We start from the raw sequence: 19,781 nt of genomic DNA, 5'->3' as shown, positions 1-19,781 counted from the left end.
GATGAGTTTAGATACTATTTTAAACCAGATTAATGGTAGGGCAAGATTAATCGCTGTAAGCAAAAATGTAACCCAAAATGAGGTAATATCGCTATATAATCAAGGTCTTAGAGAATTTGGTGAAAATAGAGTCCAAGAGCTAAAAAGAAAGAGCGAAATCCTCTCAAATTTAGATATCAAGTGGCACTTTATCGGTCGCTTACAAAGCAATAAGATAAATCAGCTTATATCACTTCATCCAGCTTTGTGGCAAAGCTGTGATAGCTTAGAGATAGCACTTGAAGTTAATAAAAGGCTAAATTATAAGCTTGATACCTTGCTTCAGATAAACTCAGCCAAAGAAGAGAGCAAGCAAGGTGTCGATCCTAGTGATGCTATAGAAATTTATAAAGATATACAAAATAGATGTGAGAATTTAAATTTAATAGGCGTGATGAGTATAGGCGCTAATAGCGAAGATGAAAATGAGATTAAAAGAAGTTTTGATATAACTAAAAATATATTTGATAAATTAAAGCCACAAGGAGCGCTAATCTGCTCAATGGGAATGAGTGGGGACTTTAATCTAGCTATAGAGTGCGGGTCTAATATGGTTAGGCTTGGGACAATTTTGTATAGATAAATTTATAGACTTTGTTAGATGATTTTTGTATCATCTAACAAGCTAAGATATTAATCTTTGGTTATGATGATTTGATCATCTTTAGCGTCAATTTTTATGCTATCGCCACTTATGATTTCATCTTTTAAGATCATATCAGCCACAAGGTCTTCTACAAGCTCATATAAGGCTCTGCGAAGTGGCCTAGCACCATATACAGGGTCAAATCCAGCTTGAGAGATTAAATTTATAGCTTCGCTACTAAGTTGTGATTTTATCCCACGAGCCAAAAGCTTACTCTCAAGCTCTTTAAACATTATTTTTACAATCTTGCTTAACTCATCTTGACCAAGTGGATTAAATATCACGCAATCATCTAATCTATTTAAAAATTCGGGTTTAAAATACTCTTTTAAAGCAAGTTTAACCGCATCATCTCTCTCTTTGCCATTTAATTCCATAATCGCCGATGAGCCGATATTGCTAGTTAAAATGATAATTGTGTTTTTAAAATCCACAGTTACGCCCTTGCTATCAGTAGCCCTACCATCATCTAAAATTCCAAGCAAGATATTAAATACATCCTTATGAGCCTTCTCAACTTCATCAAACAAAATCACGCTATATGGTTTTCGTCTAACTGCTTCAGTGAGCTGTCCGCCCTCTTCAAATCCCACATATCCAGGAGGTGCGCCAAGAAGTCTGCTAACGGCGTGTTTCTCCATATATTCACTCATATCAAATCTTATCATCGCTTTTTCATCATCAAAAAGAAATTTCGCCAACGCCTTCGCACTCTCAGTCTTACCAACGCCCGTAGGTCCAAGGAATAAAAAGCTACCGATCGGGCGATTTTGGCTACTTAGGCCAGCTTTATTTCTCTTAATAGCCCTAGATAGTGCGTGTAAGGCTTCATCTTGACCTATTACGCTATCTTTGAGATGTTTTTCTATATTTAGATATCTCTCTTTTTCGTTTGTGAGCATCTTGCCAGCTGGGATTCCTGTCCATTTGCTTAAAATTCCAGCTACCATATCTTCATCTACTTCATTTCGTAGTAAAACTCCATCTTTTTTCATCTCTTTCCATTTTAATTCTAGCTCTTCAATGCTTTTTTGAGCTTGTGGAATTTGGCTATATCTTAGCTCGGCGACCTTTTCGAATTCGCCTTTTCTTTGATATTCATCAGCTTGAATAGATAAAGAATCTATCAATTTTTTACTCTTGCTAATTGAGTCAAATACATCTTTTTCATTTTTAAATTTCATCTCTAATGAGCTTCTTTTTTCGCTTAAATTTGCTATCTCTTTTTCTATCTCACTTAACCTATCGCTATTTTTATCTTCGCTCTCCATTTTTAAAGCCTCTTTTTCGACTATTAAAGTCTCAATCTCTCTTTTAGTCTTAGCTAGCTCAAAAGGCTCACTCTCAATTTGCATTTTTAACTCTGCGGCCGCTTCATCTATAAGGTCAATTGCCTTATCAGGCAAAAATCTACCACTAATATATCTATGACTTAGCTTTGCTGCTGCTACTAAAGCACTATCTGTGATGCTTACATTATGATGGACTTCTAATCTATCTTTTATCCCACGAAGTATTTGAAGTGCTTCATTTACACTTGGTTCTGCTACACTTACAGGTTGAAATCTCCTTTGTAAAGCGGCGTCTTTTTCAAAATATTTTCTATACTCTTTTAGCGTTGTAGCCCCAACTGTGTGTAGCTCTCCACGAGCTAAAGCTGGCTTTAATATATTAGCAGCATCCATAGAGCCTTCACTAGCTCCAGCGCCTACTATTGTGTGAATTTCATCTATAAATAAGATTATATTTCCAGCTTTTTTGACTTCATCAATTATCGCTTTTAATCTATCTTCAAACTCACCTCTATATTTGGCCCCAGCAATTAAAGCGCTCATATCAAGAGCTATTACTCTTTTATTTGCCAAGGTTGTAGGGACTGCCTTTTTGACAATTAGTTGAGCCAAGCCCTCTACAATAGCGGTTTTACCAACTCCAGGCTCACCTAATAATATCGGGTTATTCTTAGTTTTTCTAATTAGAATTTGCATCATTCTTGTAATCTCTTCATCTCTACCGATTACTGGATCTAGCTCACCGCTAGCGGCTTTTTTAGTTAAATCAATTCCAAATTTATTTAAAGAGTCTAAATTTTCATCAGCGGTTTGCGTATCGATACTCTTGCCACCACGCATTAACTCTAACTCTTTTTTAATCTCTAATAGATCAATATATTTAGACAAAATTCCCCTCATAGGCTCACTATCTAAATTCGCAATTATCCAGCTATCAACAGCTATAAATTTATCCCCCAATCCTATCATTACAGCCTTAGCACGCTCAAAGCTATCTATTAATTCATTTGAAATTTGGATATTGTTTTTTGATACATTTGAGCTTTGCGGCAGTTTATCAGCGTGGCTTTTGATATCCAAAACCAAGGCTTCTTTGCTCACATTTACCTTATTTAAAATTTGGTTTAAGAGTGAGTTGCTATCAGCACTTAAAGCCCAAAGCATATGTAAAGGCACGACTTGTGGATTTTTGTTTCCGATAGCTAAGGATATTGCGCTATCGATTAAATCTTGACTCATTGATGTGAGTTCATTAAATATATTTGCCATATTTTTCTCCTTAAACTTTATATGAGTGGTATTATATAACTTTAGTCTATATTTGTCAAGGTTTGGCCAAATTTAATCCAATTTAGATTTAATTTGATTAATATTTTTTACTTTAAATTAATATATTTTTGGGTAAAATTGTTGATTTTAATTTTTTGGAGTTATATGTTGAAAAGTAGTAAAATTTTACAACTATCTGGTTTTGTAAGCGTGATGGCTGCTAGTGCTATTGCCCTAAATGCTCAAACCTCCCAAGATAGTAGAATAGAAGCCCTATCAAAGCTAACCAAAACAATAGCCGTAGTAGAAAAATACTATGTAGATGATATAAATTTTACCCAAATCGTAGATAAAACCATATCTGGACTCTTAACAAACCTAGATGCTCATTCTGGATATTTAGATGAAAAAGCATTTAAAGATATGCAAATTCAAACTAAAGGCGAATTTGGAGGACTTGGTATTACTGTAGGAATTAAAGATGGAGCTTTAACTGTAATTGCACCAATAGATGATACTCCAGCTTATAAAGCCGGGGTGAAATCTGGCGATGTAATTTTAAGAATAGATGGCGAATCTACTATAAATATCACAATTGATGAAGCTGTAAATAAAATGCGTGGCAAACCAAATACACCTGTACAAATAACTATCGTAAGACAAGGCGAAAAAAAGCCATTTGATCTAAATATAATAAGAGATATAATCACCGTAGAATCAGTTCAAGCCAAAATGATTGAAGATGAAAATATCCTATATTTAAGGGTTACAAATTTTGACCAACATGTAACCAAAAAAGCTAGAGAATTTATCAAAAAATATCCAAAAGCAAAAGGCATTATTCTAGATCTTAGAAATAATCCAGGTGGTTTATTAAATCAAGCTGTTGGGCTTACAAATTTATTTGTTGAAAGTGGCGTTATAGTCTCTCAAAAAGGTAGAGACAAAAATGAAGATGAGATCCACTCAGCACAAAAAGGCAACTTCATAACAAACGCTCCATTAGCAGTCCTTATAAATGGTGGAAGTGCTAGTGCTAGTGAAATAGTCAGTGGAGCATTGCAAGATCTAAAAAGAGCTGTAGTAATTGGTGAAAATAGCTTTGGCAAAGGAAGTGTCCAAGTCATTATGCCAGTAGATAAAAAAGAGGCTCTAAGATTAACAGTAGCAAGATATTATCTCCCAAGTGGTAGAACGATCCAAGCAGTCGGCGTAACTCCAGATATAGTGGTATATCCTGGTAAAGTGCCAAATAATGAGAGTGGATTTAATATCAAAGAGGCTGATTTAAAGCAACATTTAGAGAGTGAATTAGATAAAATTGAACCAAAAAATAAGAAAAAAGAGACAAACAACAAAAACATAATAACTCAAAAACAAATTTATGATGATATTCAGTTAAAAACTGCAGTAGATTCCATAAAAATTTTAAACATCAAGTAAGGAGAAAAAGTATGGAAAAATCAGAATTACTTTACGAAGGTAAAGGTAAAAAAATGTGGAGTGTTAAGGGTAATGATGAGCTATTAATAGCTGAATTTAAAGATGATCTAACAGCATTTAACGCTGAAAAAAGGGGTAACGAAGCAGGAAAAGGTGCGCTAAATAATAAAATTTCAACCGCACTATTTAAACTTTTAAAAGAAAATGGTATAAAAACTGCACTTGTTGAAAGTATAAATGAAACTGAACAACTAGTCAAAAAATGCTCAATCATTCCATTAGAAGTAGTAGTAAGAAATATCGCCACTGGTAGTCTTAGCAAAAGACTAGGCATAAAAGAAGCTACAGTATTACCATTTACTTTAGTTGAGTTTTACTATAAAGATGATGCACTAGGCGATCCGCTAATTAATGATGAACACGCAATTTTACTTGATATCGTACAAAGCGAACAAGATTTAGCAACTTTACGCCATTTAGGTAGACAAATTAACTCTGTTCTTCAACCATTTTTTGCTTCAAAAGGGTTAAAACTTGTTGATTTTAAAGTTGAATTTGGTATTGATAAAGATGGAAATATCTTGCTAGCTGATGAGATTAGTCCTGATAGCTGTAGATTTTGGGATGTTGATACTGGTGAAAAGATGGATAAAGATAGATTTAGACAAGATTTAGGTAATGTAAAAGTAGCCTATGAAGAGGTTTTGCGTAGAATATTATCATAATTAAATTTAAAGGATAAATGATGAAAGTAATTGTAAATGTATATCTAAAAAATGGCGTATTAGACCCAGCAGGTAAAGCTACTAAACACGCTTTAGAAAGTCTTGGTTTTAATGGCGTAGATGATGTAAGAATTGGCAAACAAATTATCTTAGACCTAAGTGATAACACTACTAATGAACAGATTAAAAATATGTGCGAAGAGCTACTAGCAAATACAGTTATAGAAGATTATGAGATTCTAAAAGGCTAAAAATGAGAGTAGCTATCATTAATTTCCCTGGTACAAACTGCGAAAGAGATACTAAATACGCTTTTGATTTACTAGGATTTGACTCAGAGATTATCTGGCATAAACAAACAGATTTTAAGGCTGATTTAATAGTATTGCCTGGCGGATTTAGTTATGGTGATTATCTTAGAACTGCTGCTATTGCTAAGTTTAGCCCAGCAATGCAAACAGTAATAAAACACGCTAAAAACGGCGGATTGCTACTTGGAATTTGTAATGGTTTTCAGATGCTTTTAGAGAGCGGGCTTTTACCTGGCGCAATGAGAAGAAATGAAAATATGAGCTTCATTAGCAAATTTAACCATTTAAAAGTAATATCTAATAACAATAAATTCTTATCAAATTTTAACAACTCTGATCTAATAGATATCCCTTTAGCTCATGGTGAGGGCAACTACTATGCAAACAGCGATACAATTAAAAAATTATATGATGATGATTGCGTACTCTTAAAATATTGCGATAAAGATGGCAATGAGATTAGCGTAAATGGTTCAGTAGATAATATAGCTGGAATTTGCAATAAAGATAAAAATATATTTGGCCTAATGCCTCATCCAGAAAGAGCTGTAGAGAGTATTTTAGGTAGCACTGATGGAGCTAAAATGCTTAAAGGATTTCTTTGCTAAGGGCTATTTTTGCGCTTATTTTGCTAATTAGCGTAGGTTTTAGCGAGCCTACGCCATTTGGACAACGCATCACTAATGAGCAGATGCAAGGTATAGCTGATACTGATGAGGTTATAGATATTGATCCATCGTTAATTTATCAAAATATTGATCCAATTGAGTTAGTTCTCACAAGCCAAATAAAAGAAAGATCAATATATATCTATCAGCCTTTTACCTTAAATTTAACTGCTAATACAGATAAAGTTCTAGATTTTGATATGAATCTTACTATGCGCTCTACTGATATAACTTGGCTAAATCCAAAGCCGCTATGGAAAAAAAAATCCGCTGGAATTTACGAAACTACAATCCATCTAATAGCTAGTAGCGCTCAATCTAATATTGATGCTCTAACGCTCACGCTAAAAAGAAATGGAATTTTTGTTCAAAATAAAACAATAAAGCCTGATCTTCCAAAGATTAAAAATATTCAATTACGAACTAATTTTGCCAATTTTGTCGGAGAAAATTTAGAGATAAAGATGGTAAAAAGTTCAAAATTTAATGAATACTCAAATTTAACTACCATAGAACTAGCAAGTAAAAATGGAAATTTAAGTCTATTCCAAATACCAGGAGAATTTCAAAAGCAAGGTTTTGATAGCCTAAAAGGCGACTATAAAAATCAAACTGGAATTTATTTTATAATAAGTGATAATAATAAAACTAATATAAACTTTAGTTACTACGATTACACTCAAAATATTTTTAAAGAGTTAAATTTAGATATCAAAGTCCAAGATAATGATTTAAGTACTCAAGTACCACTTAATCCTAAAGAGGGTGAGTTTCGACTATATAAAGAACTTAGTATTTATATTGCAATTATATTATTTTTACTACTTTTTATCTGGAAAAAGAGTTACTACTCCTTTATTATTGCAGTAGCATTTATAGCTTACGCAATCTATGATAATAAACCTTTTAGCGAAGCAAAACTTAAAGCAAATAGTAAAATAAGAATCTTGCCTATGCCAAATTCAACTATTTTTGCTATTGCAGCTAAAGAACAAAATGTCAAAATTATTACCAAAAATGAAAATTTCACCAAAATTATCCTACAAAATGAAACTATAGGCTGGGTAGAAAATGAAAGTATTAAATAAGATAAAAAATTGGCTATACGCCATAGAAATCACCATAAGCGTAATTATCGTGGTGCTGATATTTTTCATTGCACCATCTAGTAATCTATGGATAAGGCGAAAATGGACAAAAATGCAAAGGTTTTTAATCGGTTATAAAATTGATGTAATAGGTAGCCCAGACCCACGTGCAAATATGATAATAGCTAACCATCAAAGTATGCTAGATATAATGGCACTTGAAGAAATTCATCCAGCTAATATCTGCTGGATAGCTAAAAAAGAGATTGGGGATATACCATTTTTTGGCAATATAATCAAAATACCAAAGATGATATCAGTAGATCGCAAAGACCCAAGATCGCTACCAAAAATCATAAAATTAGCCAAAGAGAGAATTAGTGAAGGTAGAGTCATAGCTATATTTCCTGAGGGTACTCGTGGAAATGGGAGTAAGATTTTGAAATTTAAAAGTGGCGCAAATATCATCGCTAATAAGCTCAATTTAGTAGTTCAACCGGTGCTTATAATTGGCTCAAGAAAGATTATAGATAGCAAAACTATTAGCGTAAATTCCGGGTCGTTTAAGGTTATCTATATGGATATTGTGGATACTAGCGATGAAAATTGGCTTGAAAATACAAGAGCAAAAATGCAAACTTTATTAGCTCAAAATTTAGATAAATAGGCTAGATATGTTAGAAAATATCATTAATTATCTAGTGAGTTTAGTCGCTGATTGGGGGTATTTGGGGATATTTTTGTTAATGGCTTTGGAGAGTAGCTTTTTCCCTTTTCCTAGTGAAGTTGTCATGATACCGGCTGGATATTTGGTATATACTGGGCAGATGAATTTATATCTAGCATTTGGTGCTGGGGCATTAGGTAGCCTTGCTGGAGCGATATTTAACTACTATTTATGCTACTTTTTTGGTAGAGCCTTTATATTAAAATATGGCAAATACATAGGAATCACAGATGAAAAGATGGCTAAATTTGAGAGATTTTTTAACAAATATGGCGAAATCTCTACATTTAATTGTCGCTTAATCCCAGGAATTAGACAATATATTAGCCTACCGGCAGGACTAGCTAAGATGAATATCTTTACTTTTAGCCTTTATACCACGCTTGGGGCGGGGATTTGGGTGGCAATTTTGATCGCTATTGGGTATTATATCGGCGATCAAAAAGAGCTTATCAAAGAGTATTTAGCTCAAATCACCATCTGTTTATTGATAGCTGTAGCTATAATTACAATTATATATCTATACATACAAAAAAGGTTTAAAAAATGATAATATACCCTCTATTTTCGATGTTTATACTACTATTTAGCGGATATGTAGCTAAAAGATTAAGAATCATCTCGGCAAATAAGGCTATTGTATTTTTGGATTTTGTTTTGTGGTTTGCCTTGCCATCTTTGATTTTTGATAAAGTCTATCATTTGGTTGTGGATTTAAATTTGATTAGTATGGTATTTGTAGGACTTATCTCATCTGTAATAGCTGCTTTTGTAGCTGTAGCAATGGGATTTATGCTTAAATTTTCAACCGCAACTTTGGCTAGTGTAGCACTCCTTAGTATGTTTGGCAATACCTTATTTATCGGAATTCCTATTGTTCAAGGATTATATGGCCAGAGTGCTTTGAGTATTGTTATTTTATTTGATCAAGTAGTTACGGCTCTGCCTATTAGCATTTTTGGGCCATTGATTTTAGGTTTTGGGACATCCCAGAAAAGCTCAATAATCCAAAATAGCCTTAAAATTATCAAATTTCCGCCATTTATCGCACTGGCTTTGGCTGTGATACTTAAAAATTTTAATCTACCTGAAATTATATTTGAGCCTTTGAAAATGCTATCTAGTAGTATGGTGCCGGTGGCTCTATTTGCTGTCGGACTTAGACTTGGATTTAATAGTATTAAAAGCTCTTATAAGGCCTGTTCTGTGGTGATCTTTGCTAAGATGATATTAGCGCCAATTATATTTCTATCAATCACTAAAATATTTGGTATAGAGCTTAGCAAAGAGTGGATAATAGGATTGATAGAAGTCGCCACTCCACCGATGGTATTAGCAAGTGCTATGATATTAAAAGCCAATCTAGATTCAAATTTAGCTATCTCAAGTGTGGCTATAGGCATGATAACTATCTTTATTACAATGCCTATTTTATACTTTGTAGCTACTTGAAGCTTTGGACTAGATTGCCCACTAGTAAATTCCATCCATCTACTAAGACAAATATCAGCAATTTAAATGGCAAAGATATCATAACAGGCGGCAACATCATCATACCCATAGCCATCAATACAGAGCTTACTACCATATCGATAACTAAAAATGGCAAATACAACAAAAACCCTATCTCAAATGCAGTTTTAAGCTCACTAATTATAAAAGCGGGTGCTGCTATAGTCAAAGGGACATCATCTATAGTTGTTGGATTAGGAAGCTGGCGAATACGATAAAATAAGGCCAAATCTTTCTCTCTAGTGTTTCGTATCATAAATTCCTTAAATGGCTTTGCCCCTTTATCAAAGGCCTCTTGATAGCTGATTTGCTCATCTAAATATGGCTTTATCCCTTGCTCATAACTCTGCTTAGCCACTGGTTCCATAATAAAAAATGTAAGTATCAAAGCTATAGATATAAGCACACTTGTAGGTGGCATCTGCTGAGTACCCATAGCTTGACGCAAAAATGAAAATACAATAACCAATCGCAAAAAACTAGTCATTATAAATATCAAAGATGGCGCCAAGGCTAATATAGTTAAGACTATTAAAACATTTAAGCTAGTTACTAGTTGTTGTGGTGTATCTGGTGCGCTCAAATTAAGATTCATAGTAGGCACAGTAACCGTATCAGCACCAAAGGCAGAAGCAAAAATCAAAAATATCAAAGCCAAATATCTCAAAAAATCCCCTTTAAATAAGGATAATTCTACATTAAATTTAATTAAAGGCTAATAAAATATATTAAATTATCATTATAAATCATAGCTAACATATTGGTTTTAAGAGCCTAAAATAACTCTTAAAATAAAATAGTTTAATACTATCCTTGATAATTAGCCAACCTAAAAACCACTGACTTTTTATTGTATTTATACTTTACATACTTAACTTCGTATAAGCAATATTTATTTGACTAAAGCAACTTTTAAAACTTCAGTAATATCTTCAACACCAATTATCTCCATATTATCTCTTACTTGTTGTGGGATATCTTTTAAGTCTCGGTCATAATTTTTAAGCGGTATTATTGCTTTTTTTACTCCAGCTTTATATGCAGCAATTAGTTTCTCTTTTAAGCCGCCAATTGGTAATACCTTGCCACTTAGTGTAATCTCACCAGTCATTGCTACATCGCTATAGATTGGCGTATCGCTTAAAATTGAAGCAATTACAGTAGTCATTGTTATTCCAGCACTTGGTCCATCCTTTGGCGTAGCACCCTCTGGAACATGAATATGCAAATCATAACTATCATAAACTGCCATATCTATGCCATCTTTATCTTTTTGAATTAAATTTTTTGAAATACAAATTTCACCCTTATCTATAAGGCTTTTTACAAGGCTAAAAGCTATCGTAGCAGACTCTTTCATTACATCGCCAAGCTGACCTGTAATTTGCATAGCGCCCTTGCCTTTTATCTTTAATGCTTCAATTTTTAGCACATCTCCGCCAACTGCTGTCCAGGCTAATCCATTTGCGATACCAATCTCATTTTTGCCACTTATAACTGTGATTTCAAAAACCTTTTTATCTAGATAATTTTCTAAATTTTTAGTAGTTATAGATATCTTTTTTGTCTGTTCGCTCAATATTTCAAGCGCGGATTTACGCAAAATATCAGCTATTCTATGGCGTAAATTTCTTACCCCGCTCTCTCTAGTATAATCGCTAATTAGTAGATTTAAAGCATCCTTTTTAATTACTACCTCGCTACTTTTTAACCCATGTTTTTTAAGCTCATTAGGCCATAAATATCTCTTTGCTATCTCAAATTTTTCTTGTGGCGTATAGCTATTTAGCCAGATAAATTCCATTCTATCACGAAGTGGAGCCGGTATAGCACTAGCATCATTTGCTGTTGCTATAAATATTATCTTACTTAAATCTATATGAAAATTTAGATAATAATCTCTAAATTTACTATTTTGTTCAGGATCTAATATCTCAAGTAATACAGCAGTTGGATCACCCTTATATGAGCGTGCTACCTTGTCAATCTCATCTAATACCACCACTGGATTCATACTTTTGGCTTCGATTAGACCCTGAACAATTCGCCCAGGCATTGCCCCTATATATGTTCTGCGATGACCTCTTAACTCATTAACATCTTCAAGCCCACCAAGTGCAATTCGCACTAATTCCCTTTTTAAAGCATTTGAGATTGAGTTTGCTAAGCTTGTCTTACCAATTCCAGGAGGTCCTACAAAACATAAAATTGCTCCTTTATTATCTTCAAGTCCCCTGCTATGCAAAAGCTCCTTAAGTCCAAAATACTCCACAATTCTGCTTTTTGGCTTTTCAAGTCCAAAATGGTCGCTATCTAACTCTTTTTGAACATCTTTTACCGTGAGTTTTTTGGTACTAAATTTACCAAATGGCATATCAAGCGCCCAGTCTAAATAGCTACTAGTCATACTAGATTCTGCACTATCAGTATGCATTTTGCTTAGTTTTGAGATATTTTTTTCTATCTCTTTATAAGCATCATCACTCATAAATTTACGCCCAGCCTCAAGCTTATTTCTATACTGTGCTATTTGAGCCTCTTTATCTAAATCCATTCCTAGCTCACGCTGAATTTCTTTTAATTGCTCTTTTAAGAAATACTCTTTATTTGCCCTATCTAGCTTGGAGCTTACCTTGCTTTTTATCTCTTTTTGAAGTTTATTTGTTTCAATTTGCGCATTTAAATATTCTATGATATCTAGTATTTTTTGTTCTAAATTTAGCTGGGTAAAAAACCCATATGCTATATCCTTTTTAAGATGCAATGCACTACAAACCAAATCACAAACCCTACTAGCTTCATTGCTATCATCAATAGCACGAAGCAGATCAGGTGGAAAGAAGTGATTTAGCAAGCTTAAGCTTTTTACGCTCTCTTTTAACACATTTAGACCTGCTTCGATTTTACTTGATTCAAACTCTTCTAATCCAACGCTTTGGACTTGAGCAATTAGTGGATCGCTGCTTATAGGTTGTGTAATCTTGCCACGGCTTAATCCTTGAAATAAAATTTTCACTCTGCCATCAGGCATCGCCACACGACGCATTACATTGCCAATTACTCCATATTCATAAATAGATTCAAAATCTCTCTCTCCAGAATGTGCGAGCTTAGAACACACTACCATAACCGCACTACTATCATTAATTGCCATATCTAACGCTTTTATATTTTTTTCATCACTTAAAAATATTGGCGTAATCATAAATGGGTATAAAAATAGCTCATCTTCAACTATAATAGGTAAATTTGCCAAACTCATACTCTCTCTCCTACTCAAATGGCGTCATATACCAAGGCAATTTGGCTTTAGTTGAATTAATATCATTTAGTGGTGAAATATCAATTCTATCTTGATAAATTGCTGCTGAATCATCTTTATCTAATCTATTGTATAGTTCATAAATATCAATATTTAAATAGTATTCAGCCAGTCTAAATTTAATCAACATAGTCTCTAATAGTGGCTTATATTGAGTATTTGGATAGTTTGTTAAGAATTCATTAATCTGCAAAATACTATCTTGAATCAACTTTTGATTGCGATTTGGCTTGCTAAATGAATCAAAATTTGCTTTTATCTTTAGATATTGGATATATTCTATGCTATCTTTTGTACCATATTTTTTGATATATTCATCTAGGTAGAAGTTAGCCATCTTATACTCTCCTTCATCTACATGAGCATTTGCCATAATTACTAAAACTTGCTCTAAATACGGGCTTGCTACATGCTCACTAGCAAATGATATATAGTGCTTATCTGCTGATTCTAGGTCTGCATCTTTGATATCATTTAAAATTTGATTATACCATTGATCTGGAGTGAGATTATATAGTTCATTATCTTTTTTTGCACCACAACCTGCTAACAAAGCTAAAGACAAAGCTAAAATAGCAGATTTGAATTTTATATTCATTAATTTTCCTTCATCTGATTAAAATTTGGTGATTATAGCAATATTTTGGTAAATTTATGCGTTATAAAAAAAATTTTATAAATTACGCTCAAACCCTATGAATTTGGAACAAAAAATGCTACAATACGACAAACCCAATTTTTAAGGAGAGTAAAGTGAAATTTTCTGTTAAAAACCCTATCCCTGGATTTGAAAACATCAAAGAGGTTGAGATAACTAAAATTGATGATTTCTTTGTTAAAATGCAAGATGTAGATGGCAAAACATCTTTTACTATGATTAATCCATATGCGCTTCGCCCTGATTATGAGTTTGATATCCCAACTCCATACAAAAATCTACTTCAAATAGATGATAACTCTAAATTAGAGCTTTATGCGATTGTCGCTATCAGTAGTCCTATCGAAGAATCTACTGTGAATTTCTTAGCACCAGTACTTTGTAACACAACTGCTGCTACGCTGGCACAAATTGTCTTAGACAATCGCTACTATCCAAATTTCGGTCAAGCAGAAAAAATCAGCGCTTATGTCCAAAAACAATAAATCCTTGTAGTGGCTCGTGTGAGCCACGATATCTATGCGTTACGCCTTTTCATCTTTGGAGCTTATTTTATCAATTATTATTGTAGCTATTGCACTATCGTCGCTTCCATCAATTTTGCAAATTTCAGTTAAAAGTACAAATGATGCTATATTATCTGAGGCGGTTACAGCTAGCTATACTAAACTATCAAATATTATTGCCCATCCATGGAATGATGCTATTAGCCCTAGTTTAGCTCAGCCAATTTATTATAGTAGTGAGTTACCATTAAATTCTCTTACTAGTCGAGTAATATCTAAAATTACGCCAAATAAAATCAACACTGCCAAAAATAGCATTAATGGCTTTAATGGTGATAGTGGGCTATTAAAACCTGGAGTAGATTCAAAAAATTTATTAAATTTAGAGTATGCTATTAGTGTTGGATTTATAAATAATTTTAAATTTACTACAAATACTACAAATAATCCAACTGATGCTATTGCTATAAAGCTTACAACCAAAGCAAATACTAAGCCTATTATATTTTATAGTTATAGCTATAATATTGGCGAACCGCTAATAAGAAGCTTAATAATCCCATCGCCATGAAATTTAGCTTTATTAAATTTAACCATAAAATATCTAATTACGCCAAGTCAAATACTATTACATTTAAAAGCGCATTTAGCCTACTTGAGATGAGCTTTGTTATTGTTATTGGCGGGATTTTAGCTGGAATTATGATACAAATCTATAGCTCTTTACATACTAATTATCTACAAATATCAGCCACAAATCGACTAGAATCTACTGCTACAAATACTATGCTAATCATAAATAATTATCTTCAACAAAGCATAAAAGAGTCCATTTCCACTAGAAATGGCTCTAAAATTCAGCCACTATATAAAAGTGCGAGCGCTAGCGAATTTATCTGGTTTAGCAAAAGCTTTGAGACGCTACAAAATAGCTCTAGCTATCATCAATGGAGTGGATTTATTGATATCTTAAATATACAAACAACAAATGACACAATCACTCTGCACTCGCCACTAAGTAAATTTGATACAAGTAAAAATGATAAAGTGTTAAACAATTTAAAACTTAACGATATTAGAATTATATTTAAAGGAAGTGATGAAATATACTCAAATACGCATAAAATCATAAGTGCCAAAGATGAACTAATAACCATCAAACGACCAAATCACCCTATTTTTATAAGTGAAATTTACTATCTAACTCACGCTCTAATCTCGTTAAATTTGCAAAATAACACATTATATTTAAATGAATTTAAACTAAATAATTTAAATAAAACTATTCGTTCCAACCCAATTGCTCGCAATGTAAGTTCATTTAATATCAAACAAAGTGGCGCAAATATTATCTTTCAACTTTGCTTAAAAGAGTCAAACGGTATAGAACTTTGCAAAAGTAGTAGCCTATGAAAAAACAAACAATAAATCATTTAAAAAGTGGTTTTAGCTTGATTTTAGCAGTAGCGTTTATCATTGCTATAAGTGCCTTAGCACTAAATACCATCACGCTTAGTTCTACTGCCACTATTAGTATTAATCATCTCTACCTTCACTCTCAAGCTAAACTAATAGCCATTTCAGCTACCCAAAACGCCATTGCTCAAATTCAGCGAAATGATTTTAACCAACATTGCCCAAGTAAATTTAGTCTATTTTATCCAAATAGTAGTGATTATATTTTAAAATCTGAAGTTGTGATTATGCACTATATAGGCGGTAAAATACCTCCGGCATGTAATGATAAAATTTGGAAAGAAATTAATGCTACCACTCCAAATATAGACGCAGCTATAATGCATACCATAGTCCAAACCAATCCAAATCTAGCTATAACTCCTATAAAAATAAGCAAAATAACCACCCAAAAGCCCTAAATAAGGATACTTATGCTAAAATAACACAAATTTTTAAAGGAGAATGCTATGAATACAAGTATAGTAGGCAGACAGTTTGAATTAACTGAATCTATCAAAAGTTATTGTGATAGCGCATTTGATGCACTTAGCAAGTACAATCTAGATATAATCTCAGCTAAAGCCATAATCTCAGCTGATGAAAGAAATGGCAAAAAAGGCTTTGATGTAGAGTTTGCTATTAACTTGGCTAAAAAAGATACAATAGTAATCCGTCAAAAAGATAAAGATTTATACGCTGCAATCGATTTAGCGCTTGATAGAGCTAGCAAAGTACTTCGCAGACATCATGACAAACTAGTAACTCACAAAAATAGCGATGAACTAAAAGAGTCTAGAATCATAGTAGATGAAGTATCAATCGAAGGTGCTGATGAGATTATACCAACTGAACTTGAATTATACAAACCAATGGAAGTTGAAGAAGCTTTAACTAAATTAAAAGATAGCGGTGCGCAATTTTATGTATTTAATGATATGGATGCTAAAATGCGTGTTTTATACAAAAGAAATGATGGCAAATTTGGCCTATATTAATCATATAAAACTTTCTAAAAAAGGGGAAGTAGTCCATCTACCCCCCCCCTTTTTTTTTATTTTAATTTAATTTTATAGAGGTATATAATGGAATATTGCAGCAGATGCCTGCAGACAAATACTCGCCCGGGGGTAGTTTTTAAAAATGGAGTTTGCGGTGCGTGTTTATGGGAAGAAGAGTCTAAAATAATCAACTGGAGTGCTAGAGAGAATGAGCTAAAATCAATTGCTGAGAATGCTAAGACTAAATCCAAAGGGGCATATGATTGCGTTATTGGTGTTAGTGGCGGCAAGGATTCTACATTTCAAGCATTTTATGCTAGAGATATTTTAGGGCTTAGAGTTTTACTAGTTAATTGCGAGCCGATGGATATCACGCCAATTGGAAGAGCAAATTTTGAAAATTTAAAGCGTCATGGTTTTGAGACAATATCTATAAATCCAAATAGAAATTTAGCAAAAAAGCTGATAAAAAAAGCATTTTGGGAGTATCTAAATCCCGTAAAACCTCTTGAATACACGCTTTATGCCTCAGCATATATAATTGCTGATATGTTTAATATCCCTATGATATTACAAGGTGAGAATGCTGCTCTTACCCTAGGTGCTAAAAATAACCTACAAGATAGTAGTGGAAACGCTCTAAATATCGTAAATTCAAATACTCTTAAAGACAATCCAATAGAAATCTATATGGATGAAGAGACTGAACTAAAAGATCTATTTTTATACAAAGTTCCAGTAGATGAACTCACCAAAAAGGGCGTAACTGCTGTATGGCTAAATTATTATACAAACAAATGGAGTATGCAACATAATGCAAAATTTGCTATTGAGCGAGGTCTTAGCATATATCCTAAAGATGTCAATCCATATGACCTAGGTACATATCGCAGATGTTTTCAATTAGATACATATATGACCATTGTTAATCAATATTTTAAATATATTAAATTTGGCTTTGGACAGTGCAGCGACCATGTAGCATATGATTTAAGAAGCAAAAACATCACTAAAGATGAAGGTAAATTTTTACTTCGTGAGCTTGATGGCAAATATGGTGAATTTTATATGCAAAAGATGGCCTCTTATCTAGACTTAACACCAAGCCAAGTGTTAGAGTATTGCCAAAAATTTAGAGGCGATATGTTTGAACAATGCGAAGATGGCTGGAAGCTTAAAAACCCAATTTGGGAGCTAGAACCAATCCAAAACAAACATAATATCAAAGATATAATGAATAGACTTGGATTTTAATATAGTTTTATATTAGCTTTATTGTGGCTGTATTGCTTTATCTTTTTATTAATTTTTGATTGGCTTAGATCATTTGTTTATAATTAAATCTAATTTATAATTACGATGAACTAGTTTTTTAATGGCGTAGAAATCTACGCCTAAGAATCCAAACATCAAAATTTTTACATAAAATACAGCACAGATTTAAATTCTATGTAGATATGATTATATTTTACTCAGAATATATTTTAATATTTGTCAATAAATTATTGAGCATCTCATAATCTAAGCCAAAAATAATTCTTTTAAATTCTTATCTATTTTGTTATACTTTAAACTATTAAACAAGATAGAGTTTACGAAGAATACAGATTATAATAATATAAATTGCATTATAGGAATGATGCCCATAAGGCTAGCTTCCCTATGGTAAATTTGTCTCCATAAAAAGGTAGGATATATGTTAAAAATTGCATTTACTATAATTATATTGCTTTTATATAATTCTTATCAAAGCTTATTAGCTTTTGCCAATAAAAGCATAAGCGCAATCCCTCTAAGCTACATAATTATTTACTTTTGATAATATGCTACTATTTTTTCTACAACTTTAGCTATTTTTTCTAGTGAGTCAATCTCTAAGTGTTCATTTATACTATGTGGAGAGTAGATATTTGGCCCTATTGATGCAGCTTCTAATCCATTTTGCTTAGCGACAAATACGCCGCATTCAAGCCCAGCATGAACAGCTTGAAATTTAACCTTAGGATTATTTTCTTGCATAAATTTCAAAACAACATTAGCAAATTCACCAATTTTTGGTGTCCAAGCCCCACTTCTCTCAAAAAAGCTTACCTCAAACCCTGCTAATTTTGCTAAGCTTGCAGTCTCAAATTTAAGCCTCTCTAGCCCATCTTCACTCATCGAACGAGCAAAAAACTCTAACTCTATAACGCCATCATTACTCTTAATCCTTGATAAGTTTATACTATCACGCACTATTTTTAGATTCTCATCATAGCTTCGTACTCCTTGAGAAAAGCTATTAATTAATGCTAAGATATTATCTCCAAATTCTAATACCTCCTCTCCAACGCCAAGCTCACGCACCACTACCATATCATCACTATGTATTATCTCATCACAAATTACTATCCCTTTAGCATTTACAGGAATTGAGTTGCTACGCTCACCGCCATTAATATCTACAATTTTGCCATTATTTTTAGCAATAAATTCAGCTAATATTTTAATTGAATTTGGAATATCCTTAATAATCTCTAGTCCGCTATGACCGCCTGGTAAATTTAAGACACTTAGTTCATAAAGCCTATTATTAGTCGGCACTTTACTAGCTTTAATCCTAGCATGTATTAGCTCACCAGCAGCACAACCTATAAATACACCATCTTCATGTTCGCTATCAAGATTTAAAAGCCTACCACTTATAATGCGCCCATTAAAGCCATTTGCGCCAATCAAGCCAACCTCTTCATTAGCACTAAATAACACTTCAAGATTTTCAAATTTCTCCATCATATCCATCATAATTGCTACGCCAATTCCATTATCAGCGCCCAAGCTAGAATTTTTAGCTCGTAAAATTTTTCCATCATCTATTAACTCAATATTTGGCGCATCTCCTACACAAACCATATCATAGTGTGACTGCAAGCAAATTTTTGGCTCACCTTTAATAGCGTAGATATTATCAAATTCATCAATCCTAACGCTAAATCCACTCTTTTTAGCAAAATCAACTAGATAATCTCTAAGCTGCAAAGCATCAAAACTACAATGCGGAATAGTGCAAATTCCTTTAAATTTATCCAAGATTTCCATATTTTACTCCAAATTTTTATAAAATTATATCAAAATTAAAC

General features: G+C 32.9%; 20 protein-coding genes. 15 read left to right on the top strand and 5 right to left on the bottom strand.

What is annotated here, in order from left to right; translation table 11 throughout:
* Position 1: 1 nt before the first annotated feature.
* Positions 2-622, top strand: a complete 621-nt coding sequence (locus tag CIGNP109_RS01825) for a YggS family pyridoxal phosphate-dependent enzyme (protein WP_086227974.1) — start codon at positions 2-4, stop codon at positions 620-622.
* Positions 623-672: 50 nt separating this feature from the next.
* Here CIGNP109_RS01825 and CIGNP109_RS01820 read toward each other — a convergent pair whose 3' ends face one another.
* A complete protein-coding gene (locus CIGNP109_RS01820; RefSeq protein ID WP_086227973.1) occupies positions 673-3,246 on the bottom strand; it encodes an ATP-dependent Clp protease ATP-binding subunit in 2,574 nt (857 codons plus the stop codon).
* A gap of 165 nt (positions 3,247-3,411) precedes the next feature.
* Here CIGNP109_RS01820 and CIGNP109_RS01815 point away from each other — a divergent pair, with 165 nt between their 5' ends.
* Genes CIGNP109_RS01815 through CIGNP109_RS01780 form a run of 8 tightly spaced genes read left to right on the top strand, consistent with a single transcriptional unit; the run spans position 3,412 to position 9,660 of the window.
* Positions 3,412-4,689 (top strand): S41 family peptidase, encoded by a 1,278-nt coding sequence (locus CIGNP109_RS01815; RefSeq protein WP_086227972.1) that lies wholly within the window; start codon positions 3,412-3,414, stop codon positions 4,687-4,689.
* Positions 4,690-4,700: 11 nt separating this feature from the next.
* Complete coding sequence (gene purC / locus CIGNP109_RS01810) at positions 4,701-5,414, top strand: phosphoribosylaminoimidazolesuccinocarboxamide synthase (protein ID WP_086227971.1); 714 nt, start codon at positions 4,701-4,703, stop codon at positions 5,412-5,414.
* A 20-nt stretch (positions 5,415-5,434) separates the two neighbouring features.
* Positions 5,435-5,665, top strand: coding sequence for a phosphoribosylformylglycinamidine synthase subunit PurS (gene purS / locus CIGNP109_RS01805; RefSeq protein WP_086227970.1), 231 nt, complete (start codon positions 5,435-5,437; stop codon positions 5,663-5,665).
* A 2-nt stretch (positions 5,666-5,667) separates the two neighbouring features.
* Positions 5,668-6,333 (top strand): phosphoribosylformylglycinamidine synthase subunit PurQ, encoded by a 666-nt coding sequence (gene purQ / locus CIGNP109_RS01800; RefSeq protein WP_086227969.1) that lies wholly within the window; start codon positions 5,668-5,670, stop codon positions 6,331-6,333.
* A complete protein-coding gene (locus tag CIGNP109_RS01795) occupies positions 6,327-7,481 on the top strand; it encodes a hypothetical protein (RefSeq protein WP_086227968.1) in 1,155 nt (384 codons plus the stop codon). Before purQ ends, CIGNP109_RS01795 begins: the two co-directional genes overlap by 7 nt.
* The gene (locus CIGNP109_RS01790) at positions 7,465-8,148 is read left to right on the top strand and encodes a lysophospholipid acyltransferase family protein (protein ID WP_086227967.1); all 684 of its coding nucleotides are present in this window, start codon (positions 7,465-7,467) and stop codon (positions 8,146-8,148) included. The genes CIGNP109_RS01795 and CIGNP109_RS01790 overlap by 17 nt, the downstream gene beginning before the upstream one ends.
* A 7-nt stretch (positions 8,149-8,155) precedes the next feature.
* Positions 8,156-8,758, top strand: a complete 603-nt coding sequence (locus CIGNP109_RS01785) for a DedA family protein (protein WP_086227966.1) — start codon at positions 8,156-8,158, stop codon at positions 8,756-8,758.
* Entirely contained in the window at positions 8,755-9,660 is a 906-nt protein-coding gene (locus tag CIGNP109_RS01780) for an AEC family transporter (protein ID WP_086227965.1), read from the top strand. Before CIGNP109_RS01785 ends, CIGNP109_RS01780 begins: the two co-directional genes overlap by 4 nt.
* Here the strand turns inward: CIGNP109_RS01780 and fliP are convergent.
* The 3 genes from fliP to CIGNP109_RS01765 form a co-directional block, all read right to left on the bottom strand.
* Positions 9,653-10,378: a flagellar type III secretion system pore protein FliP gene (gene fliP, locus CIGNP109_RS01775; RefSeq protein WP_236845432.1), complete on the bottom strand. Its 726-nt coding sequence runs from the start codon at positions 10,376-10,378 to the stop codon at positions 9,653-9,655. The genes CIGNP109_RS01780 and fliP overlap by 8 nt on opposite strands.
* A 234-nt stretch (positions 10,379-10,612) precedes the next feature.
* Positions 10,613-12,982, bottom strand: a complete 2,370-nt coding sequence (lon, locus tag CIGNP109_RS01770) for an endopeptidase La (RefSeq protein ID WP_086227964.1) — start codon at positions 12,980-12,982, stop codon at positions 10,613-10,615.
* Positions 12,983-12,992: 10 nt separating this feature from the next.
* Positions 12,993-13,640, bottom strand: coding sequence for an outer membrane protein assembly factor BamD (locus CIGNP109_RS01765; protein ID WP_086227963.1), 648 nt, complete (start codon positions 13,638-13,640; stop codon positions 12,993-12,995).
* Positions 13,641-13,795: 155 nt separating this feature from the next.
* On the opposite strand from CIGNP109_RS01765, the gene fliW reads away from it, so the two are divergent.
* The 6 genes from fliW to CIGNP109_RS01735 all read left to right on the top strand — a co-directional run bounded on the left by fliW (position 13,796) and on the right by CIGNP109_RS01735 (position 17,916).
* Complete coding sequence (gene fliW, locus CIGNP109_RS01760) at positions 13,796-14,185, top strand: flagellar assembly protein FliW (protein ID WP_086224457.1); 390 nt, start codon at positions 13,796-13,798, stop codon at positions 14,183-14,185.
* 34 nt (positions 14,186-14,219) lie between these two features.
* Positions 14,220-14,777 carry a hypothetical protein gene (locus tag CIGNP109_RS01755; RefSeq protein ID WP_086224455.1) on the top strand — a complete coding sequence of 186 codons (558 nt, stop codon included), beginning with the start codon at positions 14,220-14,222 and terminating at the stop codon, positions 14,775-14,777.
* Positions 14,774-15,619 (top strand): type II secretion system protein, encoded by an 846-nt coding sequence (locus tag CIGNP109_RS01750; RefSeq protein ID WP_086224454.1) that lies wholly within the window; start codon positions 14,774-14,776, stop codon positions 15,617-15,619. The genes CIGNP109_RS01755 and CIGNP109_RS01750 overlap by 4 nt, the downstream gene beginning before the upstream one ends.
* Positions 15,616-16,083 carry a type IV pilus modification PilV family protein gene (locus tag CIGNP109_RS01745; RefSeq protein ID WP_086224453.1) on the top strand — a complete coding sequence of 156 codons (468 nt, stop codon included), beginning with the start codon at positions 15,616-15,618 and terminating at the stop codon, positions 16,081-16,083. The genes CIGNP109_RS01750 and CIGNP109_RS01745 overlap by 4 nt, the downstream gene beginning before the upstream one ends.
* A gap of 48 nt (positions 16,084-16,131) precedes the next feature.
* Positions 16,132-16,659: a ribosome hibernation-promoting factor, HPF/YfiA family gene (gene hpf, locus CIGNP109_RS01740; protein ID WP_086227962.1), complete on the top strand. Its 528-nt coding sequence runs from the start codon at positions 16,132-16,134 to the stop codon at positions 16,657-16,659.
* A gap of 87 nt (positions 16,660-16,746) precedes the next feature.
* Positions 16,747-17,916: an N-acetyl sugar amidotransferase gene (locus tag CIGNP109_RS01735; RefSeq protein WP_086227961.1), complete on the top strand. Its 1,170-nt coding sequence runs from the start codon at positions 16,747-16,749 to the stop codon at positions 17,914-17,916.
* Between the two features lie 555 nt (positions 17,917-18,471).
* Here the strand turns inward: CIGNP109_RS01735 and CIGNP109_RS01730 are convergent.
* Entirely contained in the window at positions 18,472-19,740 is a 1,269-nt protein-coding gene (locus tag CIGNP109_RS01730; RefSeq protein WP_086227960.1) for a M20/M25/M40 family metallo-hydrolase, read from the bottom strand.
* Positions 19,741-19,781 lie beyond the last annotated feature (41 nt).

The sequence above is a fragment of the Campylobacter sp. P0109 genome, assembly GCF_002138755.1.
Classification (GTDB): domain Bacteria; phylum Campylobacterota; class Campylobacteria; order Campylobacterales; family Campylobacteraceae; genus Campylobacter; species Campylobacter devanensis.
The sequence above is the reverse complement of the archived record's forward strand: the minus strand, read 5'-3'. Positions and strand labels throughout refer to the sequence as shown.

Bases quoted from the DNA above. Each gene is read 5' to 3' on its own strand.
- CIGNP109_RS01755 (WP_086224455.1), top strand. From the start codon at position 14,220: ATGCGTTACGCCTTTTCATCTTTGGAGCTTATTTTATCAATTATTATT.
- CIGNP109_RS01750 (WP_086224454.1), top strand. From the start codon at position 14,774: ATGAAATTTAGCTTTATTAAATTTAACCATAAAATATCTAATTACGCC.
- purC (WP_086227971.1), top strand. From the start codon at position 4,701: ATGGAAAAATCAGAATTACTTTACGAAGGTAAAGGTAAAAAAATGTGG.
- CIGNP109_RS01780 (WP_086227965.1), top strand. From the start codon at position 8,755: ATGATAATATACCCTCTATTTTCGATGTTTATACTACTATTTAGCGGA.
- CIGNP109_RS01765 (WP_086227963.1), bottom strand. From the start codon at position 13,640: ATGAATATAAAATTCAAATCTGCTATTTTAGCTTTGTCTTTAGCTTTG.
- purS (WP_086227970.1), top strand. From the start codon at position 5,435: ATGAAAGTAATTGTAAATGTATATCTAAAAAATGGCGTATTAGACCCA.
- CIGNP109_RS01825 (WP_086227974.1), top strand. From the start codon at position 2: ATGAGTTTAGATACTATTTTAAACCAGATTAATGGTAGGGCAAGATTA.
- CIGNP109_RS01730 (WP_086227960.1), bottom strand. From the start codon at position 19,740: ATGGAAATCTTGGATAAATTTAAAGGAATTTGCACTATTCCGCATTGT.
- lon (WP_086227964.1), bottom strand. From the start codon at position 12,982: ATGAGTTTGGCAAATTTACCTATTATAGTTGAAGATGAGCTATTTTTA.
- CIGNP109_RS01745 (WP_086224453.1), top strand. From the start codon at position 15,616: ATGAAAAAACAAACAATAAATCATTTAAAAAGTGGTTTTAGCTTGATT.
- CIGNP109_RS01820 (WP_086227973.1), bottom strand. From the start codon at position 3,246: ATGGCAAATATATTTAATGAACTCACATCAATGAGTCAAGATTTAATC.
- CIGNP109_RS01815 (WP_086227972.1), top strand. From the start codon at position 3,412: ATGTTGAAAAGTAGTAAAATTTTACAACTATCTGGTTTTGTAAGCGTG.
- CIGNP109_RS01790 (WP_086227967.1), top strand. From the start codon at position 7,465: ATGAAAGTATTAAATAAGATAAAAAATTGGCTATACGCCATAGAAATC.
- CIGNP109_RS01735 (WP_086227961.1), top strand. From the start codon at position 16,747: ATGGAATATTGCAGCAGATGCCTGCAGACAAATACTCGCCCGGGGGTA.
- hpf (WP_086227962.1), top strand. From the start codon at position 16,132: ATGAATACAAGTATAGTAGGCAGACAGTTTGAATTAACTGAATCTATC.
- CIGNP109_RS01785 (WP_086227966.1), top strand. From the start codon at position 8,156: ATGTTAGAAAATATCATTAATTATCTAGTGAGTTTAGTCGCTGATTGG.
- purQ (WP_086227969.1), top strand. From the start codon at position 5,668: ATGAGAGTAGCTATCATTAATTTCCCTGGTACAAACTGCGAAAGAGAT.